We start from the raw sequence: 25,207 nt of genomic DNA on the forward strand, positions 1-25,207 counted from the left end.
AGTGAATCATGGCTCATGAAGTACGCGGGGTCGTCGCGACCGGCAAGGGCAAGCCGGTCAGTCTGGAGACCATCCTGGTGCCGGACCCGGGACCCGGCGAGGCGCTGGTCCGGGTGCAGGCCTGCGGGGTCTGCCACACGGACCTGCACTATCGCGAGGGCGGCATCAGCGACGACTTCCCGTTCCTGCTCGGCCACGAGGCGGCCGGCGTGGTGGAGTCCGTCGGCGAGGGCGTCACCGACGTCGCGCCCGGCGACTTCGTGATCCTCAACTGGCGGGCCGTGTGCGGCTCGTGCCGGGCCTGCCTGCGCGGCCGCCCGCAGTACTGCTTCGCCACCCACAACGCCACCCAGAAGATGACCCTGGCCGACGGCACGCCGCTCAGCCCCGCGCTGGGCATCGGCGCGTTCGCCGAGAAGACGCTCGTGGCCGCGGGCCAGTGCACCAAGGTCGACCCGGCCGCCTCCCCCGCCGCGGCGGGGCTGCTCGGCTGCGGCGTGATGGCCGGTCTCGGCGCCGCCGTGAACACCGGCGGCGTCAGCAGGGGCGACTCGGTGGCGGTCATCGGCTGCGGCGGCGTCGGCAACGCGGCCATCGCGGGCGCGCGGCTGGTCGGCGCGACCACGATCGTCGCGGTCGACGTGGACGAGCGGAAGCTGGAGTGGGCCCGCGGCCTCGGCGCGACGCACACGGTCAACGCCAAGGACGGCGACCCGGTCGAGGCGATCAGGGAGCTGACCGGCGGCTTCGGCGCGGACGTCGTGATCGACGCGGTCGGCCGGCCGGAGACCTACAAGCAGGCCTTCTACGCCCGCGACCTGGCGGGGACCGTGGTCCTCGTCGGCGTGCCCACGCCGGAGATGACGCTCGAGCTGCCGCTGCTCGACGTGTTCGGCCGCGGCGGCGCGCTGAAGTCGAGCTGGTACGGCGACTGCCTGCCGAGCCGCGACTTCCCCATGCTGATCTCCCTCTACCTGCAGGGACGTCTCGACCTCGACGCGTTCGTCAGCGAGACCATCGCCCTGGACGAGGTCGAGGACGCCTTCGCCAAGATGCACCGCGGCGAGGTGCTCCGCTCGGTGGTGGTGCTCTGATGCGGGTCGAGCGCGTGGTCACGTCGGGCACGTTCAGCCTGGACGGCGGGACGTGGGAGGTCGACAACAACGTGTGGCTGGTGGGCGACGACCAGGAGGTCCTGGTCATCGACGCCGCCCACGACGCCTCCGCCATCGCCGAGGCCGTGGGCGAGCGCCGGGTGAGCGCGATCGTGTGCACGCACGCGCACGACGACCACGTCAACGCCGCGCCCGAGCTGGCCGCGCTGACCGGCGCGCCCGTGCTGCTGCATCCCGACGACGAGGTGCTGTGGAAGCTGGCCCACCAGTCGGCCACGCCCGGCGGGCGGCTGGCCAACGGCCAGCTCCTGCGGGTGGCCGGCTCCGCCGTGCACGTGCTGCACACGCCGGGGCACGCGCCGGGCGCGGTGTGCCTGTACGTGCCGGAGCTGGGCGTGCTGTTCTCCGGGGACACCCTGTTCAAGGGCGGCCCCGGCGCGACGGGCAGGTCGTACAGCGACTTCCCGACGATCATCTCGTCGATCAGCCGGACGCTGCTGACGCTGCCCGGCGAGACCGTGGTGCACACCGGACACGGTGAGGACACCAGCATCGGAGCCGAGGCTCCGCAACTCGAGGACTGGATCCGCCGAGGGCACTGACCCTGCCGTTACATTGGGCCTGTTTCAGAGGAGTACTGCCCGTGACCACCACCACGTCAAGCGTGATCCCCACCCTCCCCGGTCGCTACTACGTGGACCCCGAGATCTTCGCCGCGGAGCAGCGGAACATCTTCGAGGCGATGTGGTTCTGCGTGGTGCGCTCGGCCGACCTGCCCAAGCCGGGCGCGTTCAAGACCGTTCAGGTCGGCTCCGAGAGCATCCTCGTCACCCGGGCGCGCGACATGTCGGTGCGCGCGTTCTTCAACGTCTGCCGCCACCGCGGCGCGACGCTGCGCACGGAGGAGTCGGGCGAGGTCAAGCGGGCCTTCCAGTGCCCGTACCACGCCTGGACCTACGACCTGGACGGCAAGCTGATCGCCGCGCCCAACCTGACCAAGATGGCCGACCTGGACCGGGTGGGGTACGGCCTGGTGAAGGTGCACGTGCGCGAGTGGCTCGGCTACGTGTGGGTGTGCCTGGCCGACGAGCCGCCCTCCTTCGAGGAGGACGTGCTGGGCGCGGTGACCGAGCGGCTCGGCTCGCTGGAGCTGATCGACAACTACGACGTGGCCAACCTGGAGGTGGGCCGCAGGATCGTCTACGACGTGAAGGCGAACTGGAAGCTCATCATCGAGAACTTCATGGAGTGCTACCACTGCGCCACGATCCATCCGGAGCTGACCGAGGTGCTGCCGGAGTTCGCCGACGGCTACGCGGCTCAATACTTCGTGGGCCACGGCGCCGAGTTCGGTGAGGAGATCCAGGGCTTCACCGTCGACGGGTCCGAAGGGCTCGACCGCATCCCGGGCGTCAGCGACGAGCAGGATCGCCGCTACTACGCGATCACCGTCAAGCCGCAGGTGTTCGTCAACCTGGTGCCCGACCACGTGATCGTGCACCGGATGTTCCCGCTGGCGGTGGACCGCACGGTGGTGGAGTGCGACTGGCTCTACCTGCCCGGCGTCGTGGCGAGCGGCAAGGACCTGGACAAGTCGGTGGAGCTGTTCCACCGGGTCAACGAGCAGGACTTCGAGGCGTGCGAGCGGTGCCAGCCGCAGATGGGCTCGCGTACGTACGCCAAGGGCGGCGTGCTGGTGCCCAGCGAGCACCACATCGGCGCCTTCCACGACTGGGTCCAGGACCGCATCGGGTGAACGAGCACGAAGACGAGGGGCTGACGGTCGGCCCGCCCAAGGACTGGGCGGGCGGCCTGCCCGCGGTGGGCCACGCCCTGCGCATCGCCCACCGGCAGATGGGGGCCGGCCGCACCGCGCTGACGCTGCTGCGCGTCAACCAGAAGAGCGGCTTCGACTGCCCCGGCTGCGCCTGGCCGGAGGGCGAGCACCGCAGCCCGGCCGAGTTCTGCGAGAACGGCGCCAAGGCGGTGGCCGAGGAGGCCACCACCCGGCGCGTCACCCGCGAGTTCTTCGCCGCCCATCCGGTGAGCGAGCTGGCCGGGATGAGCGACTACTGGCTGGGGCAGCAGGGCCGGCTGACCGAGCCGATGTACAAGCCCGCGGGCGCCGAGCACTACGAGCCCGTCGGCTGGGCGGAGGCGTTCGGCATGATCGCGGCCGAGCTGCGCGCGCTGGACAGCCCCGACCAGGCGGTCTTCTACACCTCGGGCCGCACCTCCAACGAGGCGGCCTTCGCCTACCAGCTGCTGGTGCGCCGGTTCGGCACCAACAACCTGCCCGACTGCTCCAACATGTGCCACGAGTCCAGCGGCGCCGCGCTCACCGAGACGATCGGCATCGGCAAGGGCACCGTGTCGCTCGACGACCTGCACCGGGCCGACCTGATCTTCGTGGTGGGCCAGAACCCGGGCACCAACCATCCCCGCATGCTCACCGCCCTGGAGAAGGCCAAGCGCGGCGGTGCCCGGATCGTCGCGGTCAATCCGCTGCCCGAGGCCGGGTTGCTGCGCTTCAAGAACCCGCAGCGGCCCTCCGGGCTGGCCGGAGGCACTTCGCTGGCCGACCGGTTCCTGCAGATCCGGCTCAACGGCGACATGGCGCTGTTCCAGGCGCTGTCGCTGCTGCTGCTCGACACCGCCGACGAGGCGTTCATCGCCGAGCACACCAGCGGCTTCGAGGAGTGGAAGGCGCACCTGACCGGCCTGGACTGGGCGGAGGTGCTGGAGGCGACCGGCCTGACCCGGCAGGAGCTGGAGGAGACGGCCCGCGACGTCAGGAACGCCAAGTCGGTCGTCGTGTGCTGGGCCATGGGGCTCACCCAGCACCGCAACTCCGTGGCCACCATCCGCGAGGTGGTCAACTTCCAGCTGCTGCGCGGCAACGTGGGCCTGTGCCCGGTGCGCGGCCACTCCAACGTCCAGGGCGACCGGACCATGGGCATCTACGAGAAGCCCTCGAAGGACTTCCTGGACGCGCTGGCCGGGGAGTTCGGCTTCGAGCCGCCCCGTCACCACGGGCTGGACACGGTGGAGGCCATCCGGGCCATGCGCGACGGCGAGGCGAAGGTCTTCGTCGGCATGGGCGGCAACTTCGTCCGGGCCACGCCCGACAGCCGCGTCACCGAGGCGGCGCTGCGCCGTACCAGGCTGACCGTGCAGGTCTCCACCAAGCTCAACCGCTCGCACGCCGTGTGCGGCGAGCGGGCGCTCATCCTGCCGACGCTGGGCCGCACCGAGCGCGACCCCGCCGGGTTCGTCACCGTCGAGGACTCGATGGGGCTGGTGCACGCCTCGCGCGGCCGGCTCGCGCCCGCCTCCCCCGACCTGCTGTCGGAGGTGGCGATCGTCGCCCGGCTGGGCCGCGAGCTGTTCGGCGAGGAGCCGTGGGCGGACTTCGAGCGGGACTACGCCACGATCCGCGACCGGATCGCGCGGGTGATCCCCGGCTTCGAGGACTTCAACGGCCGCGCCGAGGCCGGCTTCGCGCTGCCCAACGCGCCGAGGGACGAGCGCCGCTTCCCCACCGCCACCGGCAGGGCGGGCTTCACCGTCAACCGGCTGGAGGTCCTGCGGGTGCCGCCGGGGCGGCTGCTGCTGCAGACCGTACGCAGCCACGACCAGTACAACACGACCGTCTACGGCCTCGACGACCGCTACCGCGGCGTCAAGAACGGCCGGAAGGTGGTCTTCGTCCACCCCGACGACCTCGCGGAGCGCGACCTGGCCGACGGCGACGTGGTGGACCTGATCAGCGAGTGGCCCGACGGCGAGCGCACCGCCGAGGGCTTCAGAGTCATCGCCTATCCGACCGCCCGCGGCTGCTGCGCCGCCTACTTCCCGGAGACCAACGTGCTGGTACCGCTCGACTCGGTGGCCGAGACCTCCAACACCCCGACCTCCAAGAGCATCGTGGTACGGCTCAGCCGGCGTACCCGAGGCGGCGGCTGATCTCGTCGGCCCCGCTGATCAGGACGGGAGCGAGCTCGTGCATGCGCTCGGCCGTGAAACGGTAGGCGGGGCCGGAGGCGCTCACCGCGGCGACGACGTCGCCGTGGTAGGAGCGGATGGGCGCCGCCATGGCGTTCAGCCCCTCCTCCAGCTCCTCCAGGCAGTAGCCGTAGCCCGCCTGCTTGATCTCGGCCAGCTGCTCCTCGAGCCGGGCGACGTCGGTGACGGTGCGGGGCGTGAAGGACTCCAGGGCCCCGTCGGACAGCACCCGCTCGCGCTGGCGCTCGTCCAGATGGGCCATCAGCACTTTCCCGCTGGAGGTGGCGTGCAACGGCGTGATCTGGCCGACCCAGTTGTAGGCGGTGACCGCCGAGGCGCCGCGCACCTGATCGAGGTTGACCGCGTAGCTGGAGCGGAGCACGGCGATGTTGACCGTCTCGCCGATCTCCTCCGCCAGGCGCTGGCAGACCGGGCGCCCCCGCTGGGTGACGTCGAGCTGGGTGTTGACCCCGCCGGCCAGGCGGATGATGCCGAAGCCGAGCCGGTATTTGCCGCGCTCCTCGGCCTGCTCGACCAGGCCGCGCGCCTCGAGCGCGCCGAGCAGCCGGAACGCGGTCGACTTGTGCACGTCGATCTCCGCGGCGACCTCGCTGACTCCTGCCTCGCCCCGCCGGGAGAGGATCTCCAGCACGCTGATCGCCCGATCGACGGACTGCACGCCCCCACTGCCCGAATCGTTGCCCATAGCGAAACTCTAAGTGCTAGAGGGAACTCCGTCTAACGCAAGACCCAAAAGATCTCCTGTTGCGAGTAGTGAAACGCAATGCGTATAGCGCTACGATTTGGCGAAACGCGCGAGCGAGACGAGGCACCATGACGTCACATCAATACGACTTCGTCATCGTCGGAGGCGGCTCGGCCGGCAGCGCGCTGGCGAACCGGCTCTCCGCGGACCCTGCCACGCGGGTGCTCGTCCTGGAGGCGGGCCGATCGGACTACCCGTGGGACGTGTTCATCCACATGCCCGCGGCCCTGCCGTTCCCCATCGGCAACCGCTTCTACGACTGGCGCTACGAGTCGGAGCCCGAACCCCACATGCACGGCCGGCGGATCTATCACGCTCGCGGCAAGGTGCTCGGCGGCTCCAGCAGCATCAACGGCATGATATTCCAGCGCGGCAACCCGCTGGACTACGAGCGGTGGGGCGCCGATCCCGGGATGAAGAACTGGGACTACGCCCACTGCCTGCCGTACTTCAAGCGGATGGAGAACTGCCTGGCCGACCCCGACACCCCGTGGCGCGGCCACGGCGGGCCGCTGGTGCTGGAGCGCGGGGCGGCCGGCACGCCGCTGTACGACGCGTTCTTCCAGGCGGTGCAGCAGGCCGGCTATCCCCTGACCGACGACGTGAACGGCTACCGGCAGGAGGGCTTCGCCCGCTTCGACCGCAACATCCGGCGCGGGCGCCGGCTCAGCGCGGCCAGGGCGTACCTGCACCCGGTCATGAAGCGGCCCAACCTGACCGTCAAGACGCGCGCGCTGGTGACGAAGGTCATCTTCGAGGGCACCAGGGCCGTCGGCGTCGAGTTCGACGGCGGCCGGGTCCGCGCGGGCGAGGTCATCCTGTGCGGCGGCGCGATCAACTCGCCGCAGGTGCTGCAGCTGTCCGGGATCGGCAACGCCGGCGAGCTGCGCAAGCTCGGCATCGACGTCGTCCACGACCTGCCGGGCGTGGGCGAGAACCTGCAGGACCACCTGGAGGTCTACATCCAGCACGGCTGCCGAGAGCCGGTCTCCATGCAGCCGAACCTGCAGAAGTGGCGGCACCCCTGGATCGGCGCGCAGTGGCTGTTCCTGCGCGGCGGGCCGGGCGCGACCAACCACTTCGAGGCGGGCGGCTTCGTCCGCAGCAACGACGACGTCGACTATCCCAACCTGATGTTCCACTTCCTGCCGCTGGCCGTGCGCTACGACGGCTCGGCGCCGGCGGGCGGGCACGGCTACCAGGTGCACGTCGGGCCCATGTACTCCGACGCCCGCGGCTCGGTGAAGATCAAGAGCACCGATCCGCGACAGCATCCCGCGCTGCGCTTCAACTACCTGTCCACCGAGCAGGACAAGCGTGAGTGGGTGGAGGCCGTCCGGGTGGCCCGCAGGATCCTCGGGGCGCCGGCGCTGGCCGCGCTCAGCACGGGCGAGGTGTCGCCCGGGCCGTCCGTGGAGAGCGACGAGGAGATCCTGGACTGGGTGGCCAAGGACGGCGAGACCGCCCTGCACCCCTCGTGCACGGCCAGGATGGGCGTGGACGCGATGTCGGTGCTCGACCCGGACACGATGCGGGTGCACGGCGTCGACGGGCTGCGCGTGGTGGACGCCTCGGCCATGCCGTACGTGACGAACGGCAACATCTACGCGCCGGTCATGATGCTGGCGGAGAAGGCGGCCGACCTCATCCTGGGCAACACGCCGCTGGCGCCGCAGCCGACCGAGTTCTACCGTCACCGGGCATGACACAAGGGCGGTGGGGGTACTCCCCCACCGCCCTTGCGGTACTCCGTCAGCGGAAGACCACGGTGCGGTTGCCGTTGAGCAGGAGGCGCTGCTCGCTGTGCCACTTCACGGCCCTGGCCAGCACCTGCGCCTCCACGTCCCGGCCGGCCGCGACCAGGTCCTCGGCGTCGAGCTCGTGGTCCACCCTGGCCACGTCCTGCTCGATGATGGGCCCTTCGTCCAGGTCCGCCGTGACGTAGTGCGCGGTCGCCCCGATGAGCTTCACGCCACGCTCGTGCGCCTGGTGGTACGGCTTGGCGCCCTTGAAGCCCGGCAGGAAGGAGTGGTGGATGTTGATGGCCCTCCCCTCCAGCTGCTTGCACAGGTCGTCGGAGAGGATCTGCATGTAGCGCGCCAGGACCACCAGCTCCGCGTCGTACTCCTCGACCAGCTCCAGGATCCGCGCCTCGGCCTCGCCCTTGGTGGCGGCCGTGACGGGCACGTGGTGGTACGGCACGCCGTACGAGGCGGCGAGCGACTCGAGGTCGGGGTGGTTGGAGACGATCGCGGGGATCTCGATGTTGAGCGCGCCCACCTGTCGGCGATACAGCAGGTCGTTCACGCAGTGACCGAACTTGGACGCCATGACCAGCGTGCGGGTGGGCGTGGCCGCGTCCTTCAACTGCCAGTTCATCTGGAAGGACTCGGCGACATAGGTGAACCCCTCGCGCAACCGCTCGATCTCGTCATGCGCGGCGAAGTGCACGCGCATGAAGAAACCGCCACCCTCGCGGTCGTTGAACTGCTTGCTCTGCAGCATGTTCCCGCCGTGCTGGACGAGGAAGCTGCTGACCGCGTACACGATGCCCGGCTTGTCGGAGCAGGACACCGTGAGGATGAACTCGCGGCCAGGGTCGGGACGTGGAGACATCACACCCTCCCAGTGTTGCGTATGACGCAAAGAAGAGATTTATACGCAACAGACTGAGGGCACGGGCCTACCACGTCAAGGGGCAAGAAGGTCAAACCTCATCACAACGTATGTATTTGGCCAGTGATTCCGGCAAACCCTTGACGAACGCTCGAAGACAAGTCAATCCTGTTCCTCATTAAGCAGCGCCTTGCGCGATACGCAACCATCGAAGGTGTGCCGATGACCGAGCTCTACATCGCAGGCGAGTGGACCAAGCCACTCGCCGGTGGTCAGCGGCGCATCCACTCGCCCGCCGACGGAAGCCTCGTGGCCACCGTGGCCGAGGGAACCGCCGCGGACACCGAGGCGGCGATCGCCGCGGCCAGGCGCGCCTTCGACAGCGGCCCCTGGCCCACGACGCCGGCCCGCGAGCGCGGCGCGCTGCTGTACAAGGTAGCCGACCTGCTGGAACGCGACCGCCACGCCTTCGCCCAAGCCGAGTCGGGCGACACCGGCAAGCGCCTGGTGGAGAGCGAGTACGACATCGACGACTGCGCGGCCAGCCTGCGCTACTTCGCCGGCGTCGCGGGCACCGACGCGGGCCGGGTCGTCGACACCGGCCGCGACGACGCGATCAGCCGCATCGTCCACGAGCCGATCGGCGTCTGCGGCCTCATCACGCCGTGGAACTACCCCCTGCTCCAGACCACGTGGAAGGTCGCCCCGGCGCTCGCCGCGGGCAACACGTTCGTGCTCAAGCCGAGCGAGCTGACCCCCAGCACGGCCATCCTGCTGATGCGGGCGCTGGCCGAGGCCGGGCTGCCGGACGGGGTGGCCAACCTCGTGCTCGGCACCGGCCCGGAGGTCGGCGCGCCGCTGGCCGAGCACCCGGACGTGGACATGGTCTCCTTCACCGGCGGCCTGGCCACCGGGCGGCGCGTCATGGCCGCCGCCGCGGCCACCGTGAAGCGGGTGGCGCTGGAGCTGGGCGGCAAGAACCCCAACATCGTCTTCGCCGACGCCGACTTCGACACGGCCGTCGACTTCGCGCTCACCGCGGTGTTCCTGCACTCCGGCCAGGTCTGCTCGGCCGGCGCGCGGCTGCTGGTGGAGGACTCCCTGCATGACGCGTTCGTCGACGAGGTCGTACGGCGGGCCGAGCTGATCCGCCTGGGCGGCCCCTTCGACCCGCACGCCGACACCGGCCCGCTCATCTCCGCCGCGCACCTGGCCAAGGTCGAGGAGTACGTGGCGGCGGGCCTGGCCGAGGGGGCCGTGCTGCGCTGCGGCGGCCGCCGCCTCGACGGGCCCGGATACTTCTACCGGCCGACCGTCCTGGACGAGTGCAAGCAGGACATGCGCGTGGTGCGCGAGGAGTCCTTCGGCCCCGTCCTGACCGTCGAGCGCTTCACGACCGAGGACGAGGCGGTCCGCCTCGCCAACGACACCGAGTACGGCCTGGCCGGCGCGGTCTGGACCCAGGACGCCGGCAAGGCGCAGCGGGTCGCGGGCCGGCTGCGGCACGGCACGGTGTGGATCAACGACTACCACCCCTACGTGCCGCAGGCCGAGTGGGGTGGTTTCAAGCAGTCCGGCAACGGCCGCGAGCTCGGCCCGACCGGCCTGGACGAGTACCGCGAGATCAAGCACGTCTGGCAGAACATCCGACCGCGCCCACAGCGGTGGTTCCCAGAGAACTGACGCTCCGACGACGAAGAGGTGGTCATGACCGTCCCGTCACTGACCGAAAGCACACCGCTCAACACCGAGGCACCCCCCATTCTCGACGTCCGAGGCCTGTGGAAGGTGTTCGGCCCCAAGGCCGGCCGCGTGGTCGGCAGCACCCTGAGCCGCACGGAGCTCAAGGAGCAGACCGGCTGCGTCGCCGCGGTCCGCGACGTCTCCTTCTCGGTCCGGCGGGGCGAGGTTTTCGTCGTCATGGGCCTGTCGGGCTCGGGCAAGTCCACCCTGGTGCGCTGCCTGACCCGGCTGATCGAACCCACGGCGGGCGAGATCGTGCTCGACGGCGAGGACATCCGCACGGCCGACGACCGCAAGCTGCGCGAGCTGCGCAGGCACCGGATGGCGATGGTCTTCCAGCACTTCGGGCTGCTGCCGCACCGGTGCGTGCTGGAGAACGTGGCCTTCGGGCTGGAGATCCGCGGCACCCCCAAGAAGGAGCGCTACGAGCGGGCCCGCGAGGTGCTCGGGCTGGTCGGGCTGACCGGCTTCGAGAACTCCTACCCCGACCAGCTGTCCGGCGGCATGCAGCAGCGCGTCGGCCTGGCCCGCGCGCTCGCGGCCGACCCCGAGGTGCTGCTGTTCGACGAGCCGTTCTCCGCGCTCGACCCGCTGATCAGGCGCGAGATGCAGAACGAGGTCATCCGCCTGCACCACGAGGTGGGCAAGACGATGATCTTCATCACCCACGACCTGAGCGAGGCGCTCAAGCTGGGCGACCGGATCCTCATCATGCGCGACGGCGAGCTGGTCCAGGTCGGCACCCCCGACGAGGTCGTGGGCGCGCCCGCCGACGAGTACGTGGCCAACTTCGTCAGCGACGTCCCGCGCTCGCACGTGCTGACGCTGTCGTGGATCATGCGCCCGCCGCTGGACGGCGAGCCGCTCGACGGCCCGGAGCTCGGGCCCGACGTGGTCATCCGCGACGCCGTGCACACCGTGCTGTCGGCCGACCGCCCGGTGCGCGTGGTCGGGGACGGCGGCCTGCTCGGCGTGGTCACCAGCGCGGAGATCCTCGAAGTGATCGCCGGAGGGCAGCACTGATGGCGGCCGTCACGGCTGTCGCCGCGAAGCTGCACAAGCTGCCCGACCGCAGGCTGCTGCTGGCCCTGGTCATCGCGGCCTGGGTGGTGGGCTGGGCGGTGCTCGGCGGGCGCGACACCCAGCAGCTGGGCGGCGCCGAGCTGACGCCGCTGCACCGTGACCTCAGCCAGGCCATGGACGTCATCGACGACAGCCGCAACAGCAACCCGTTCTTCCTCTACTTCATCAACTACATCCGGCTCTTCCTGGACGACGCGGTGACCTTCGTCCAGGCGCTGATCAGCCAGCCGTCCTTCGGCCGCCCCCTGCCAGTGCTGGGCTGGCTCGGCGTGGTGGCGGTCGCCACGGCCGTCGCCCTGCTGTACGGCAACAGGAAGGTGGCGGTGCTGACGGCCGCGGGCTTCCTGTCCTTCGGCCTGCTCGGCCTGTGGCAGGAGAGCATGGACACCCTCGCCCTCACGCTGACGGCGGTCGCGCTGTCGCTGGCCGTGGGCATCCCGCTCGGGATCTGGGCGGGGCTGAGCGACCGGTTCCTGCGGGTGGTCACGCCGGTGCTCGACTTCATGCAGACGATGCCGACGTTCGTCTACCTGGCGCCGCTGACGCTGTTCTTCCTCATCGGCCCGGCCAGCGCGACCGTGGCCACGATGATCTACGCGGTGCCGCCGGCCATCCGCATCACCGCGCACGGCATCCGGCAGGTCTCGCCCGAGACGATGGAGGCGGGCACGTCGCTCGGCGCCACGCCCATGCAGGCGCTCAGGCACGTGCGGCTGCCGATGGCCAAGCAGACGATCATCGTGGGGGTCAACCAGACCATCATGGCCGCGCTGTCCATGGCCACCATCGCGGCCCTGATCGACGCGCCCGGCCTGGGCAAGACCGTGCTCAAGGCGCTGCAGACGCTGGACGTCGGGACCGCCTTCAACGCCGGCCTGGCGATCGTGATCATGGCCGTGGTGCTCGACCGGGTGACCTCGGCCGCCAGCCGGCGGGTGGAGGACGAGCGCCGCGCGGGCCGGCTGCGTTCCGCGCGCCGGCGCCGCATCGAGGTGACGGGCGTGCTCGGGATCGCGGCCGTGCTGGCGTTCCAGTCCTACACCTACCTCTGGGCCGCGGACTTCCCCATCGAGGCCAACATCGGCTCCTACGTGCGCAACGCCGCGGACACCGCCAGCGCCTGGGTGCAGGACAGCCTGGTGACCTACACCAACGCGCTGAAGAACGCGCTCACCAACGGGCTGCTCAACCCGTTCGAGGCCCTGCTGACCGGCTCGCCCTGGTGGCTGGTCGGCCTGGTGGCCGTCGCCGTGGCCCTGCTGGTGGGCAGCGCGCGCGCCGCGCTGGTCACCGCCATCGGGCTGCTGATGGTGCTGGCACTCGGGCTCTGGCAGGACAGCATGGTGACGCTGGCCTCCACGCTGGTCGCGACCATCCTGGTGATGGTGCTCGGAGTGGTCGTCGGGGTGTGGATGGGCCGCAGCGACCGGGCCGACACCCTGCTGCGTCCCGTCCTCGACGCGGGGCAGACCATGCCCGCCTTCGTCTACCTCGTGCCCATCCTCGGCCTGTTCGGCCCGACGCGGTTCACCGCGATCATCGCCGCCGTGGTCTTCGCCGCGCCGGTGGCGATCAAGCTGGTGGCCGAGGGCATCAGGCGGGTCTCGCCCACCACGGTGGAGGCGGCGACCTCGGCGGGGGCGGGCACCTGGCAGCTGATCTCCAAGGTGCAGCTGCCGATGGCGCGCAGCGGCGTGACGCTGGCCGCGAGCCAGGGACTCATCTACGTGCTCTCGATGGTCGTCGTGGGCGGCCTGGTGGGCGCGGGGGCGCTCGGCTACGACGTGGTGGCCGGGTTCTCCCAGCACGAGCTCCGCGGGAAGGGGCTGGCCGCCGGGATCGCGATCGTCGTGCTCGGCATCGTGCTCGACCGTGTCATGCGCGCCGCCACGCAGCGGGCCGACGCCGCCGTCCGCGGAGGGCTTCCGCACACAAGTAAGTAACAGGAAACACAGGAGGACCAGGTGGCGATTTCGAGAAGCGGCAGGATCAGGGCGCTCGCGCTCGTGACCGGCGGCGGCCTCCTGCTCAGCGCGTGCAGCGGAGCGAAGGTCGGCGAAACCCAGCAGGCAGCCGCGGGAGGCGGCGCGACGTGCGGCACGTTCAACCTCGCGGTCAACCCTTGGGTGGGCTACGAGGCCAACGCCGCGGTGATCGCGCTCGTCGCGGAGAAGAACCTCGGCTGCAAGGTGGTGAAGAAGGACCTGAAGGAGGAGGTGTCCTGGCAGGGCTTCGCCACCGGAGAGGTCGACGCGGTCGTGGAGAACTGGGCCCACGACGACCTGAAGAAGAAGTACATCGACGAGCAGAAGGTCGCCGTCTCGGCGGGGCCGACCGGCAACAAGGGCGTCATCGGCTGGTTCGTGCCGCCGTGGATGGCCAAGAAGTACCCCGACATCACCGACTGGAAGAACCTCAACAAGTACGCCTCGCTGTTCAAGACCTCCGAGTCCGAGGGCAAGGGCCAGCTGCTCGACGGCGACCCGTCCTTCGTCACCAACGACGCGGCGCTGGTCAAGAACCTCGATCTGGACTACAAGGTCGTCTACGCGGGCAGCGAGACCGCGCTCATCCAGGCCTTCCGGCAGGCGGAGAAGCAGCAGACGCCGCTCATCGGCTACTTCTACGACCCGCAGTGGTTCCTGTCCGAGGTGAAGCTGGTCAAGGTCAACCTGCCCGCCTACACCAAGGGGTGCGACGCCGACGCAGCCAAGGTGGACTGCGACTATCCGCCGTACGAGCTGGACAAGATCGTGAGCAAGAAGTTCGCCGACTCGGGCAGCCCTGCCTACACCCTGGTCAAGAACTTCACCTGGACGAATGACGACCAGAACCTGGTGGCCAAGTACATCGCCGAGGACAAGATGACGCCGGAGGAGGCGGCCGCCAAGTGGGTCGCCGCCAACCCCGACAAGGTCAAGGCCTGGCTCCCCGCGACCTGACCCTCCCCCGCACACGCCCGGCCCGATCGTCCTGCCGCGATCGGGCCGGGCGTACGTGTGCGCTCAATGGCCTAAAGCCGTACGGAATAAGACAGAACACCCCTTGACACCCGGAATGCGGCGAGCGACGCTTGTTGCGGAAAGCGCGTTTGGTTGCGTATACCGCAACAACGGAGGTGGCTATGACGGGCCCGAGCGTGGTCATCATCGGCGCGGGCGTGGTCGGCGCGGCCTTGGCCGACGAGCTGTCCGCCCGAGGCTGGACCGACGTCACCGTCGTCGACCAGGGAGATGTGCCCGCCACCGGCGGCTCCTCCTCGCACGCCCCCGGCCTGGTCTTCCAGGTCAACGGGTCGAAGACGATGACCGAGATGGCCCGCTACACCGCGGAGAAGTTCGTCGAGCTCGACAGCTTCCTGCAGGTCGGCGGGCTCGAGGTGGCCACCAGCCCGGAGCGGCTGGCCGAGCTGCACCGCAGGCACGGCTGGGCGGTCGCGTGGGGGCTCGAGGCCCACCTGCTCACGCCGCAGGAATGCGTCGCCAAGCACTCGCTGCTGGACGAGGCCAAGGTGCTCGGCGGGCTCTTCATCCCGACGGACGGGCTGGCCAAGGCGGTCAAGGCGGTCGACGCCCAGCTGGCCAGGGCCAAGGAGCGCGGCGTGCGGGTGCTACCCAGGCACGAGGTGCTCGACATCAGGACCCAGGACGGCAAGGTGTGCGCGGTGGTGACCGACTACGGCGACCTGCCCGCCCAGGTGGTCGTGTGCTGCGCCGGGATCTGGGGCCCGAAGGTGGCCCGCATGGCCGGCATGGAGCTGCCGCTCACCCCGCTGGCCCACCAGCTCGCCTGGACCGGGCAGGTGCCGGGGCTGGCCGGCCAGACCGAGGAGGCCACCCGGCCGATCCTCCGCCACCAGGACGCCGACCTGTACTACCGCGAGCGCTTCGACACGCTCGGCATCGGCTACTACGGCCACCGGCCGATGCCGATCACCGCCGACGAGATCCTCTCGGTGGACGAGGCGGAGGTGATGCCGTCGGTGCTCACCTTCACCCCTGACGACTTCGCCGTGGCCTGGGAGGAGACCCAGGCGCTGCTGCCCGACACGCAGAAGGCGGAGGTCGAGTCCGGCATCAACGGGCTGTTCTCCTTCACCACCGACCACCTGCCGCTGATGGGCCAGTCCCGGGACGTCGAGGGGTTCTGGGTGGCCGAGGGGGTCTGGGTCACCCACTCCGCGGGCGTCGGCCGGGCGATGGCCGAGTGGCTGGTCGACGGCCACTGCTCGTCGTTCGACCTGCACGAGTGCGACGTCAACCGGTTCGAGCCGCACCAGCTGGCGCCCGACTACGTGCGCGAGCGCGGCTGCCAGAACTACGTCGAGGTCTACGACATCATCCACCCGCTGCAGCCGATGGAGCACCCGCGCCCGCTGCGGGTGAGCCCCTTCCACCCGCGCCAGCAGGACCTGGACGCCGTCTTCCTGGAGGCCTCGGGCTGGGAGCGCCCGCAGTGGTACGGCGCCAACGCGCCGCTGCTGAACGGGCGCGACATCCCCACGCCCGGCCCGTGGGCCGCGCAGTACTGGTCGCCGATCGTCGGCGCCGAGGCCCAGGCGACCCGCGAGGCGGTCGCGCTGTACGACATGAGCGCGCTCAAGCGGCTGGAGGTCAGCGGCCCCGGCGCGCTGGCGTTCCTGCAGCGGATCACCACCGGCGACGTGTACAAGTCGGTCGGCTCGGTGACGTACTGCCTGCTACTCGACACCGACGGCGGCATCCGCAGCGACGTCACCGTGGCCCGGCTCGGCCCCGACCGCTTCCAGCTCGGCGCCAACGGCAACCTGGACCTGGACTGGTTGGAGCGGCACCGCCCGGCCGACGTGTTCATCCGCGACATCACCGCCGGCACCTGCTGCCTGGGCGTGTGGGGACCGAGGGCCCGCGACCTGGTCCAGCCGCTGACCGGCATCGACCTGACCGCGCTGAAGTACTTCCGCGGCGCCCGCGGCTTCATCGGCAACGTGCCCGTCACCATGCTGCGCCTGTCCTACGTCGGCGAGCTCGGCTGGGAGATCTACACCACCGCCGACATGGGGCTCAAGCTCTGGGACACGCTCTGGTCCGCGGGCCAGGAGCACGGCGTGCTGGCCGGCGGCCGCGGCGCCTTCACCAGCCTGCGCCTGGAGAAGGGCTACCGCTCCTTCGGCACCGACATGACCTTCGAGCACGACCCGTACGAGGCCGGCCTCGGCTTCGCCGTCAAGCTGGACAAGGGCGACTTCGTCGGCCGCCGGGCGCTGCTGGAGCGCAAGGAGTCGGTCCGCAGGAAGCTCACCTGCCTGCTGACCGACGAGGTGGTCATGGGCAAGGAGCCGGTCCACGACGGCGACCGGGCCGTCGGCTACGTCACCAGCGCCGCCTACGGCTACACCGTCGGCCGCGGCATCGCCTACGCCTGGCTGCCCGCCTCGCTCGCGAGCCCCGGCCAGGCCCTGCACATCGGCTACTTCGACCAGCGCGTCCCGGCCGTCGTGGCCGAGGAGCCGCTCTTCGACCCGGCGATGACCCGGCTGCGCGGTTAGGGAAAGGACCTCATATGATCGACACCCCGCTGTACGTGGTGGACCCCGAGGTCCACGCCCTGATCGGCGCCGAGCTGGCCAGGCAGCGCTCGACGCTGGAGATGATCGCCTCGGAGAACTTCGCGCCCGCCGCCGTGATGGCGGCCCAGGGCTCGGTGCTCACCAACAAGTACGCCGAGGGCTACCCCGGCCGCCGCTACTACGGCGGCTGCGAGCACGTGGACGTGATCGAGCAGATCGCCATCGACCGGATCAAGGCGCTGTTCGGCGCCGAGGCGGCCAACGTGCAGCCGCACTCCGGCGCCCAGGCCAACGCCGCGGCGATGGCGGCGCTGCTGGAGCCCGGCGACACCATCCTCGGCCTCGACCTGGCCCACGGCGGCCACCTGACGCACGGGATGCGCATCAACTTCTCCGGCCGCCTGTACAACGTGGTCGCCTACCACGTGCGCGAGAGCGACCACCTGGTGGACATGGACGAGGTCGAGCGCCTGGCCCGCGAGCACCGCCCCAGGCTCATCATCGCCGGCTGGTCGGCCTACCCGCGGCACCTGGACTTCGCGGCCTTCCGCCGGATCGCCGACGAGGTGGGCGCGTACCTGATGGTGGACATGGCGCACTTCGCCGGGCTGGTGGCCGCCGGGCTGCACCCCTCCCCCGTGCCGCACGCGCACATCACGACCACGACCACGCACAAGACGCTCGGCGGCCCGCGCGGCGGGGTGATCCTGTCGACCGAGGAGCTCGCCAAGAAGATCAACTCCTCGGTCTTCCCCGGCCAGCAGGGCGGCCCGCTGGAGCACGTGATCGCGGCCAAGGCGGTCTCCTTCAAGATCGCCGCCGAAGAGGCGTTCAGGGAGCGGCAGCACCGCACGCTGGAGGGCGCCCGCATCCTGGCCGACCGGCTGCTGGCGCCCGACGCGGCGGCCGCGGGCGTGAAGGTGCTGACCGGCGGCACCGACGTGCACCTGGTCCTGGTCGACCTGCGCGAGTCCGAGCTGGACGGCAAGCAGGCCGAGGACCGGCTGCACGCGGCCGGGATCACGGTCAACCGCAACGCCGTGCCGTTCGACCCGCGACCGCCCATGGTCACCTCGGGCCTGCGGATCGGCACCCCGGCGCTGGCCACACGCGGCTTCGAGGCGGCCGACTTCGCGGAGGTCTCCGACATCATCGCCACCGCGCTGACGCCGCAGGCCGACCTGTCGTTCCTGCGCGACAGGGTCGAGGTCCTGGCCGGCAAGCACCCGCTGTACGGAGAGGCGCGATGAACCTGCCCGAGCACCCCGAGTGGCTGTGGGGCTCCGCCGAGCCCAGGCGCTCCTACGACGTGGTCATCGTCGGAGCCGGCGGGCACGGCCTGGCCACCGCCTACTACCTGGCCAAGAACCACGGCATCACGAACATCGCGGTCCTGGAGCGCGGGTGGCTGGCCGGCGGGAACATGGCGCGCAACACCACGATCATCCGCTCCAACTACCTGTGGGACGAGAGCGCCGGCATCTACGAGCACGCGCTCAAGCTGTGGGAGGGCCTGGAGGAGGAGCTCGGCTACGACCTGCTGTTCAGCCAGCGCGGCGTGCTCAACCTCGCGCATAGCCTGCAGGACGTACGCGACAGCGTGCGCCGCGTCGAGGCCAACCGGCTCAACGGCGTCGACGCCGAGTGGCTGGACCCCGAGCAGGTCCGCGAGGTGTGCCCGATCGTGAACATCTCGCCCGACGTGCGCTACCCCGTGCTCGGCGCCACCTTCCAGCCCCGCGCCGGCATCGCCAAGCACGACCACGTGGCCTGGGGGTACGCCCGCGCCGCGGCGGCACTCGGCGTGGACTTCATCGAGCACTGCGAGGTCACCGGCCTGCGGGTGAGCGACGGCCGGGTCACCGGCGTGGAGACCACCCGGGGCACGATCGGGGCCGGCCGGGTCGCGCTGTGCGCGGCGGGCCACACCTCGGTCGTGGCCAAGACCGCGGGCATCGACCTGCCGCTGCAGAGCCACCCGCTCCAGGCGCTGGTGTCCGAGCTGCTCGAGCCCGTGCACCCGACGGTCGTCATGTCCAACGCGGTGCACGTCTACGTCAGCCAGGCGCACAAGGGCGAGCTGGTCATGGGCGCCGGCATCGACGCGGCCAACTCCTACCGGCAGCGCGGCGCCTTCCACATCATCGAGCGGCAGATGGCCGCCGCGCTGGAGCTGTTCCCGATCTTCGCCCGCGCGCACGTGCTGCGTACCTGGGGCGGCGTGGTGGACGTCTCGCCCGACGCCTCGCCGATCGTCGGCCTGACCCCGGTCGAGAACCTCTACCTCAACTGCGGCTGGGGCACCGGCGGCTTCAAGGCGACGCCCGGCGTGGGCTGGTGCTTCGCGCACACGGTGGCCAACGACGAGCCGCACCCGCTCAACGCCCCCTTCTCCCTTGACCGATTCACCACCGGGGCGCTCGTGGACGAGCACGGCGCCGCCGCGGTCGCGCACTGAGGAACCGCCGATGCTGCAGATCCCATGCCCCTGGTGCGGCCCTCGCGACGAGGCCGAGTTCCACTACGGCGGGCAGGCCCACGTCGCCTACCCCGCCGACCCGGCCGCGCTGTCGGACGAGGAGTGGGCGCGCTACCTGTTCTTCCGCGACAACCCCAAGGGCCCCTTCGCCGAGCGGTGGAGCCATTCGGCGGGCTGCCGCCGCTGGTTCAACCTGGTCCGCGACACCGCCACCAACGAGATCCTGGAGGCCCGATGAGGCTGTCCACCGGCGGGCTGATCGACCGCGGCGGCACGCTGCGCTTCCGCTTCGACGGCCGCGAGCTGACCGGTCACCCCGGCGACACCCTGGCCTCCGCGCTGCTGGCCAACGGCGTACGGCAGGCAGCGACCAGCGTCAAGCTGGGCCGCCCGCGCGGCGTCTTCGCCGCGGGCAGCGAGGAGCCCAACGCGGTCGTCCAGATCGAGCACCCCTTCCCGGAGCCGATGCGGCCGGCCACCGTGGTCGAGCTGTACGACGGGCTCGTGGCGAGCAGCCTGCCCGGCCGGGGCCGCCTGGCGGCCGAACCCGACCCGGCCCGCTACGACGCCGTGCACGCCCACTGCGACGTGCTGGTGGTCGGCGCCGGCCCGGCGGGGCTGGCCGCCGCCAGGGCCGCGGCCAGGGACGGCGCCCGGGTGATCCTGGCCGACGAGCAGCCCCGGCCGGGCGGCAGCCTGCTGGGCACCACCGAGCGGTTGCCCACCGGAGAGGGCCCCGTCAGCGGCCACGAGTGGGCGGCGGCGGTCGCGGCCGACCTGGAGCGCCTGCCGGACGTCACGGTGCTGCGCCGCACCACGGTCTTCGGCTACTACGACGACAACTACCTCATGGCCGTCGAGCGCCGCACCGACCATCTCGGCGCGGCCGCCCCCGCCCACGTGGCCAGGCAGCGGGTCTGGCGCATCCGGGCGGGCCGGGTCGTGCTGGCCACCGGCGCGCACGAGCGGCCCATCGCCTTCGCAGGCAACGACCTGCCCGGCGTGATGCTGGCCGGGGCCGCGCGCACGTACGCCGTCAGGTACGGCGTGCTGCCCGGGCGCCGGGCCGTGGTCTTCACCACGAACGACAGCGCCTACGAGGCCGCCTTCGACCTGGCGGACGCGGGCCTGGAGGTGGCCGCGATCGTGGACGTGCGCCCCTCCCCCGGCCCGCTGGACGAGGCCCGGCGGCGCGGCATCGAAGTGCTGGCCGGGCAGGCGGTCGAGGCCGCCAGGGGCGCGGGCGAGGTCTCGTCCGTCCTGGCCGGCGGGACCGAGATCGAGGCCGACCTGGTGCTGGTGTCCGGCGGGTGGAACCCGGTGGTGCACCTGTTCAGCCAGGCGGGCGGGACGCTGCGCTACGACGAGCACCTGGCCGCGCTGGTGCCCGGGGTCTCGCGGCAGAAGGTCCGCGTGGCCGGGGCCGCCAGGGGCGTGTTCACGCTGGAGGGCTGCCTGATCGACGGTGCTGCCGACGGCGCCGGGGACGGCGAGCCGGTGCCCCCGGGGCCCGGGGGGACGCCGTACTGGCTGGTGCCGGCGGACGACCTCGGCGGGCACTTCGTCGACCTGCAGCGGGACGTGACCGCGGCCGACGTGCTGCGCGCCACCGGCGCGGGGCTGCGCTCGGTCGAGCACGTCAAGCGCTACACCACCGCCGGGACCGCGCACGACCAGGGCAAGACGTCGGGGCTGCTGACCTCGGCCGTGGTGGCCCACGCGCTGGGCGTGCCGGTGGGCGAGGTCGGGATCACCTCCTACCGGGCGCCGTACACGCCGGTGAGCTTCGCGGCGCTGGCCGGACGCGACCGCGGGTCCCTGCACGACCCCGTCAGGGTGACGGCGCTGCACGAGTGGCACGTCGAGCACGGGGCGCTGTTCGAGAACGTCGGGCAGTGGCAGCGGCCCTGGTACTACCCGCGCGCGGGTGAGGACGGCCTGGAGGACATGGAGGCGGCCGTGCTGCGCGAGTGCCGGGCCGCGCGCGAGAACGTGGCGGCGATGGACGCCTCCACGCTCGGCAAGATCGACGTGATCGGCCCGGACGCGGGCGAGTTCCTCGACAGGCTCTACACCAACCTGATGAGCTCGCTGGCCGTCGGCTCGATCCGGTACGGCGTGATGTGCCGGCCCGACGGCATGGTCTTCGACGACGGCACCGTCATCCGCCTGGCCCCCGACCACTTCCTGGTCACCACCACGACCGGCAACGCCGCGGCGGTGCTGGACTGGATGGAGGAGTGGCTGCAGACAGAGTGGCCGTCGTTGCGGGTCCACCTCACCTCGGTGACCGAGCAGTGGGCGACGGTCGCGCTGGTCGGGCCGCGCTCGCGCGAGGTGCTCGCGTCGCTGGCGCCCGAGCTGGCGGTCTCGGCGGCCGACTTCCCGTTCATGACCTGGCGCGAGGCCGAGGTGGCGGGGATCCCCGCCCGGGTGTGCCGCATCAGCTTCTCCGGCGAGCTGGCCTACGAGATCAACGTGACCTCCTGGGACGGGCTCCGCCTGTGGACCGCGATCATGGACACCGGACTGGTCACGCCGTACGGCACGGAGACCATGCACGTGCTGCGGGCCGAGAAGGGCTACCCGATCGTCGGCCAGGACACCGACGGCACCGTCACGCCGCAGGATCTGGGTATGTCGTGGGTCGTGTCGAAGAAGAAGCCCGACTTCGTCGGCAAGCGCTCCTACGCCAGGGCCGACACCTCGCGTCCCGACCGCAAGCAGCTCGTCGGGCTGCTGCCGGACGACCACGGCTTCCTGCTGCCGGAGGGCGCCCACCTGGTCGCCTCCGCCGAGCTGCCCGAGCCGCCGGTGCCCATGCTGGGCCACGTCACCTCCAGCTACCGCAGCGCGGCGCTCGGCCGTACGTTCGCGCTGGCCCTGCTCAAGGGCGGGCAGTCGCGCCACGGCGAGCGGCTCTACGCGCCCGTGGGCGACGCCATGGTGCCGGTGACCGTCACGTCCCACGTCCTGTACGACCCGGAAGGAGCGCGTCGCGATGGTTGAGCGCAGGAGTCCGGCCGCGGCGTTCGCCGGCCGTTTCGAGGCGGCCTCGCGCAGCGGCGCGTTGACGCTGCGGGAGATCCCCTTCCTCACCCACGTCAACGTGCGGGTGGACCCCGGGACCGATCTCGGCCTCCCGCTGCCGGTCGAGCCGAACACCGCGGTGACCTCCGGCGAGGTCACCGTGGCCTGGCTGGGGCCGGACGAGTGGCTGGTGATCGCCCCGCCCGGATACCGGCCCGAGCTGCTGCGCAAGGAGCTCGGCGAGCGGCACGGCTCGATCGTGGACGTCTCGGCGCAGCGCACCACCCTGTTCGTGGGCGGGCCGAGGGCGCGCGACCTGCTCGCCCACGGCTGCGCGCTCGACCTGCATCCGCGCGGGTTCGGGCCGGGCCGGTGCGCGCAGACCATGCTGGCGCGGGCGCAGGTCGTGCTCGTGCCGCAGGAGGACGGGTTCCTGGTGCTGGTGCGCTCGTCCTTCGCCGCCTACCTGGCGGAGTGGCTGCTGGACGCGGCGGCGGAGTACGTGTCGTGAGCATCGGGGTCTTCGACCTGTTCAAGATCGGCATCGGGCCGTCCAGTTCGCACACGGGCGGGCCAATGGCGGCCGCGCACCGGTTCGTCCGGGGCCTGCGCCAGGACGGGCTGCTGGAGTCCGTCGCCCGGGTCGAGGTGATCCTGTACGGCTCGCTCGGGCTGACCGGCAAGGGACACGGCAGCGACAAGGCCGTGCTGCTCGGCCTGTCCGGCGAGAAGCCGGAGCTGGTCGACGTGGACTCCGTCGGCGCCCGGCTGCTCGCCATGCGGGAGTCGGGCACCGTATCGCTGGCCGGCACGCACCCGGTGCCGTTCGTGGTCGGCGAGGACCTGGTCTTCGAACGCAAGATCTCGCTGCCCGGGCACCCCAACGGCATGCGCTTCACCGCCTTCGGGGCCGACGGCGGGGTGCTGCGGGAGAAGGTGTACTTCTCGGTCGGCGGCGGCTTCGTCGTCGACGAGACGGCCGCCGGGGCGGACCGCATCAAGGCGGACGACACGGTCCTGCCGTACCCGTTCACGACCGCTGAGGAGCTGCTCAAGCACTGCTCCAACACCGGGCTGTCGATCTCCGGGCTGATGCTGGAGAACGAGAAGGCCTTCGGCCGCACCGAGCAGGAGATCCGCGCGGGCATCCTGGAGCTGTGGCGGGTGATGACCGAGTGTGTCCGCCGCGGCATCGCCTCCGAGGGCGTGCTGCCCGGCGGGCTCCGGGTGCGCCGCCGCGCCCACGGGCTGCACCGGCGCCTGCTGGCGGAGGCGCCGGATAAGGACCCGCTGCACGCGATGGACTGGGTGTCGCTGTTCGCCCTGGCGGTCAACGAGGAGAACGCCGCCGGGGGTCGCATCGTCACCGCGCCCACCAACGGCGCCGCGGGCATCATCCCGGCGGTGCTCACCTACTACATGCGGTTCGTGCCCGGCGCCGACGACGACGGCGTGGTGCGCTTCCTGCTGACGGCGGCGGCCATCGGCGTGCTGTTCAAGGAGAACGCCTCGATCTCGGGCGCCGAGGTGGGCTGCCAGGGCGAGGTGGGTTCGGCCTGCTCGATGGCCTCGGCCGGGCTGACCGAGGTGCTGGGCGGCACGCCGGAGCAGGTGGAGAACTCCGCCGAGATCGGCATCGAGCACAACCTGGGCCTGACCTGCGACCCGATCGGTGGCCTGGTCCAGATCCCGTGCATCGAGCGCAACGCGGTGGCCTCCATCAAGGCGATCACCGCCGCCCGCATCGCCCTGCGCGGCGACGGCCGCCACTTCGTCTCGCTGGACAAGGCCATCAAGACCATGCGCGACACCGGCCGCGACATGCTCGACAAGTACAAGGAGACCTCGCGGGGCGGCCTGGCCGTCAACGTCATCGAGTGCTGACGGACGCGTCCCGGCCGGCCAGCAGGCGCAGGCTCTCCGCCGCGGCGGAGCCGGGCGGGGCGTGGTAGACGGTCAGGGACTGCTCGGGGTCGTCGGGCAGCCGCAACGACTCGAAGGAGAGCGTGAGCTCGCCCACCAGCGGGTGGCGCAGGCGCCGGGTGCCGTGGTTGCTCTCCTTCACGTCGTGCCCGGCCCACAGGTGGCGGAACGTCTCGCTCCTCACCGACAGCTCGCCCACGAGTTTCAGCAGCCGCGGATCGTCGGGATAGCAGCCGGCGTACAGGCGCAGATCGCCGACGACGTCGGCGGCCTTCGTCTCCCAGTCCGCGAACAGCCGCCGATGGCCGGGATCGAGGAACACCAGGCGTGCCCAGTTGCGCTCCTGGGGCGGCAGCCGGTCCCAGTCGCCGAACAGGGCCGCCGCCATCGGGTTCCAGCCCAGGATGTCCGAGCGGGGCCCCGTCACGTACGCCGGGACCCCCTCCAGGGAGGCCAGCATCTGGCCGAGCGCGGTGCGCACCTGCTGCAGCCGCGGCGGCGGCGCGTACTTCTTGCGGTCCTGGCACTTGACCAGGCGGGTGAGGTGGTCGTGCTCGGTGTCGCTCAGCCGCAGCGCGCGGGTGATCGCCCCGATCACCTCGGGCGACACGTTGTTGCCCTTGCCCTGCTCCAGCCGGGTGAGGTAGGCGACGGACACGCCGGCGAGCTGGGCCAGCTCCTCGCGGCGCAGGCCCGGCACGCGCCGGTGCCGGTTGAAGATCGGCAGCCCGACGTCCTCCGGCCTCAGCCGTGCCCGCCGGCTGCGTAGGAACTCCCCGATCTCGCTCATAATCCCTGATAGTACGCACACGACGACAAACAAGGCTGACCCTGTCAGTAGTAGGACCAGCCGTCGTATGCAGAGCAAGGAGCTGGGTGATCCCTCCGGGCTGCGGCAG

The 25,207-nt window shown here is 71.2% G+C and carries 19 protein-coding genes; 16 read left to right on the forward strand and 3 right to left on the reverse strand.

Translation table 11 applies throughout. From position 1 onward, the window contains the following. Window positions 1–8: 8 nt before the first annotated feature. From ACIBI9_RS39245 to ACIBI9_RS39260, 4 genes are read left to right on the forward strand one after another with little or no spacing between them, the layout of a single operon-like run. Window positions 9–1,094 carry an S-(hydroxymethyl)mycothiol dehydrogenase gene (locus ACIBI9_RS39245; RefSeq protein ID WP_397230026.1) on the forward strand — a complete coding sequence of 362 codons (1,086 nt, stop codon included), beginning with the start codon at window positions 9–11 and terminating at the stop codon, window positions 1,092–1,094. Further along, window positions 1,094–1,717, forward strand: coding sequence for an MBL fold metallo-hydrolase (locus ACIBI9_RS39250; protein ID WP_397230029.1), 624 nt, complete (start codon window positions 1,094–1,096; stop codon window positions 1,715–1,717). The genes ACIBI9_RS39245 and ACIBI9_RS39250 overlap by 1 nt, the downstream gene beginning before the upstream one ends. Before the next feature lie 41 nt (window positions 1,718–1,758). Beyond that, window positions 1,759–2,871 carry an aromatic ring-hydroxylating dioxygenase subunit alpha gene (locus ACIBI9_RS39255; protein WP_397230031.1) on the forward strand — a complete coding sequence of 371 codons (1,113 nt, stop codon included), beginning with the start codon at window positions 1,759–1,761 and terminating at the stop codon, window positions 2,869–2,871. Beyond that, entirely contained in the window at window positions 2,868–5,081 is a 2,214-nt protein-coding gene (locus ACIBI9_RS39260; protein ID WP_397230033.1) for an FdhF/YdeP family oxidoreductase, read from the forward strand. Before ACIBI9_RS39255 ends, ACIBI9_RS39260 begins: the two co-directional genes overlap by 4 nt. Here the strand turns inward: ACIBI9_RS39260 and ACIBI9_RS39265 are convergent. Next, window positions 5,053–5,826, reverse strand: a complete 774-nt coding sequence (locus ACIBI9_RS39265; protein WP_397230035.1) for an IclR family transcriptional regulator — start codon at window positions 5,824–5,826, stop codon at window positions 5,053–5,055. The two genes, ACIBI9_RS39260 and ACIBI9_RS39265, sit on opposite strands and share 29 nt — an antisense overlap. 128 nt (window positions 5,827–5,954) lie before the next feature. Between ACIBI9_RS39265 and betA the strand changes: the two genes are divergently transcribed. Continuing rightward, window positions 5,955–7,592 carry a choline dehydrogenase gene (betA, locus tag ACIBI9_RS39270; RefSeq protein WP_397230037.1) on the forward strand — a complete coding sequence of 546 codons (1,638 nt, stop codon included), beginning with the start codon at window positions 5,955–5,957 and terminating at the stop codon, window positions 7,590–7,592. A gap of 46 nt (window positions 7,593–7,638) precedes the next feature. Here the strand turns inward: betA and purU are convergent, their stop codons facing one another. Beyond that, complete coding sequence (gene purU, locus ACIBI9_RS39275) at window positions 7,639–8,502, reverse strand: formyltetrahydrofolate deformylase (RefSeq protein ID WP_397230039.1); 864 nt, start codon at window positions 8,500–8,502, stop codon at window positions 7,639–7,641. 222 nt (window positions 8,503–8,724) lie between these two features. On the opposite strand from purU, the gene ACIBI9_RS39280 reads away from it, so the two are divergent. From ACIBI9_RS39280 to ACIBI9_RS39330, 11 genes are all read left to right on the forward strand, one after another. Next, window positions 8,725–10,185 carry an aldehyde dehydrogenase family protein gene (locus ACIBI9_RS39280; RefSeq protein ID WP_397230041.1) on the forward strand — a complete coding sequence of 487 codons (1,461 nt, stop codon included), beginning with the start codon at window positions 8,725–8,727 and terminating at the stop codon, window positions 10,183–10,185. Between the two features lie 24 nt (window positions 10,186–10,209). Further along, a complete protein-coding gene (locus tag ACIBI9_RS39285) occupies window positions 10,210–11,268 on the forward strand; it encodes a glycine betaine/L-proline ABC transporter ATP-binding protein (protein ID WP_397230043.1) in 1,059 nt (352 codons plus the stop codon). Continuing rightward, a complete protein-coding gene (locus tag ACIBI9_RS39290) occupies window positions 11,268–13,271 on the forward strand; it encodes an ABC transporter permease subunit (RefSeq protein WP_397230045.1) in 2,004 nt (667 codons plus the stop codon). The genes ACIBI9_RS39285 and ACIBI9_RS39290 overlap by 1 nt, the downstream gene beginning before the upstream one ends. A 21-nt stretch (window positions 13,272–13,292) precedes the next feature. Further along, window positions 13,293–14,270: an ABC transporter substrate-binding protein gene (locus ACIBI9_RS39295; RefSeq protein ID WP_397230047.1), complete on the forward strand. Its 978-nt coding sequence runs from the start codon at window positions 13,293–13,295 to the stop codon at window positions 14,268–14,270. A 182-nt stretch (window positions 14,271–14,452) separates the two neighbouring features. Further along, window positions 14,453–16,855 carry an FAD-dependent oxidoreductase gene (locus tag ACIBI9_RS39300; protein ID WP_397230049.1) on the forward strand — a complete coding sequence of 801 codons (2,403 nt, stop codon included), beginning with the start codon at window positions 14,453–14,455 and terminating at the stop codon, window positions 16,853–16,855. Between the two features lie 14 nt (window positions 16,856–16,869). Continuing rightward, a complete protein-coding gene (gene glyA, locus ACIBI9_RS39305) occupies window positions 16,870–18,126 on the forward strand; it encodes a serine hydroxymethyltransferase (protein ID WP_397230051.1) in 1,257 nt (418 codons plus the stop codon). Then, a complete protein-coding gene (locus ACIBI9_RS39310) occupies window positions 18,123–19,334 on the forward strand; it encodes a sarcosine oxidase subunit beta family protein (protein ID WP_397230053.1) in 1,212 nt (403 codons plus the stop codon). Before glyA ends, ACIBI9_RS39310 begins: the two co-directional genes overlap by 4 nt. Window positions 19,335–19,344: 10 nt before the next feature. Then, on the forward strand, window positions 19,345–19,593 hold the full coding sequence (locus ACIBI9_RS39315; protein WP_355372286.1) for a sarcosine oxidase subunit delta: 249 nt from the start codon (window positions 19,345–19,347) through the stop codon (window positions 19,591–19,593). Further along, the gene (locus ACIBI9_RS39320) at window positions 19,590–22,364 is read left to right on the forward strand and encodes a 2Fe-2S iron-sulfur cluster-binding protein (RefSeq protein ID WP_397230055.1); all 2,775 of its coding nucleotides are present in this window, start codon (window positions 19,590–19,592) and stop codon (window positions 22,362–22,364) included. Before ACIBI9_RS39315 ends, ACIBI9_RS39320 begins: the two co-directional genes overlap by 4 nt. Beyond that, window positions 22,357–22,896: a sarcosine oxidase subunit gamma gene (locus ACIBI9_RS39325; RefSeq protein WP_397230057.1), complete on the forward strand. Its 540-nt coding sequence runs from the start codon at window positions 22,357–22,359 to the stop codon at window positions 22,894–22,896. Before ACIBI9_RS39320 ends, ACIBI9_RS39325 begins: the two co-directional genes overlap by 8 nt. Continuing rightward, window positions 22,893–24,269, forward strand: coding sequence for an L-serine ammonia-lyase (locus ACIBI9_RS39330; RefSeq protein WP_397230059.1), 1,377 nt, complete (start codon window positions 22,893–22,895; stop codon window positions 24,267–24,269). The genes ACIBI9_RS39325 and ACIBI9_RS39330 overlap by 4 nt, the downstream gene beginning before the upstream one ends. Here the strand turns inward: ACIBI9_RS39330 and ACIBI9_RS39335 are convergent. Then, window positions 24,256–25,098: a helix-turn-helix transcriptional regulator gene (locus ACIBI9_RS39335; protein WP_397230061.1), complete on the reverse strand. Its 843-nt coding sequence runs from the start codon at window positions 25,096–25,098 to the stop codon at window positions 24,256–24,258. The two genes, ACIBI9_RS39330 and ACIBI9_RS39335, sit on opposite strands and share 14 nt — an antisense overlap. Window positions 25,099–25,207: the final 109 nt, after the last annotated feature.

Source organism: Nonomuraea sp. NPDC050451, from assembly GCF_044458585.1.

What these genes read in the sequence shown, in the direction of transcription:
- ACIBI9_RS39285 (WP_397230043.1), top strand. Translation starts at nt 10,210, where the DNA reads ATGACCGTCCCGTCACTGACCGAAAGCACACCGCTCAACACCGAGGCA.
- ACIBI9_RS39325 (WP_397230057.1), top strand. Translation starts at nt 22,357, where the DNA reads ATGGTTGAGCGCAGGAGTCCGGCCGCGGCGTTCGCCGGCCGTTTCGAG.
- ACIBI9_RS39245 (WP_397230026.1), top strand. Translation starts at nt 9, where the DNA reads ATGGCTCATGAAGTACGCGGGGTCGTCGCGACCGGCAAGGGCAAGCCG.
- ACIBI9_RS39320 (WP_397230055.1), top strand. Translation starts at nt 19,590, where the DNA reads ATGAGGCTGTCCACCGGCGGGCTGATCGACCGCGGCGGCACGCTGCGC.
- ACIBI9_RS39265 (WP_397230035.1), bottom strand. Translation starts at nt 5,826, where the DNA reads ATGGGCAACGATTCGGGCAGTGGGGGCGTGCAGTCCGTCGATCGGGCG.
- betA (WP_397230037.1), top strand. Translation starts at nt 5,955, where the DNA reads ATGACGTCACATCAATACGACTTCGTCATCGTCGGAGGCGGCTCGGCC.
- ACIBI9_RS39315 (WP_355372286.1), top strand. Translation starts at nt 19,345, where the DNA reads ATGCTGCAGATCCCATGCCCCTGGTGCGGCCCTCGCGACGAGGCCGAG.
- ACIBI9_RS39335 (WP_397230061.1), bottom strand. Translation starts at nt 25,098, where the DNA reads ATGAGCGAGATCGGGGAGTTCCTACGCAGCCGGCGGGCACGGCTGAGG.
- purU (WP_397230039.1), bottom strand. Translation starts at nt 8,502, where the DNA reads ATGTCTCCACGTCCCGACCCTGGCCGCGAGTTCATCCTCACGGTGTCC.
- ACIBI9_RS39300 (WP_397230049.1), top strand. Translation starts at nt 14,453, where the DNA reads ATGACGGGCCCGAGCGTGGTCATCATCGGCGCGGGCGTGGTCGGCGCG.
- ACIBI9_RS39250 (WP_397230029.1), top strand. Translation starts at nt 1,094, where the DNA reads ATGCGGGTCGAGCGCGTGGTCACGTCGGGCACGTTCAGCCTGGACGGC.
- glyA (WP_397230051.1), top strand. Translation starts at nt 16,870, where the DNA reads ATGATCGACACCCCGCTGTACGTGGTGGACCCCGAGGTCCACGCCCTG.
- ACIBI9_RS39310 (WP_397230053.1), top strand. Translation starts at nt 18,123, where the DNA reads ATGAACCTGCCCGAGCACCCCGAGTGGCTGTGGGGCTCCGCCGAGCCC.
- ACIBI9_RS39280 (WP_397230041.1), top strand. Translation starts at nt 8,725, where the DNA reads ATGACCGAGCTCTACATCGCAGGCGAGTGGACCAAGCCACTCGCCGGT.
- ACIBI9_RS39290 (WP_397230045.1), top strand. Translation starts at nt 11,268, where the DNA reads ATGGCGGCCGTCACGGCTGTCGCCGCGAAGCTGCACAAGCTGCCCGAC.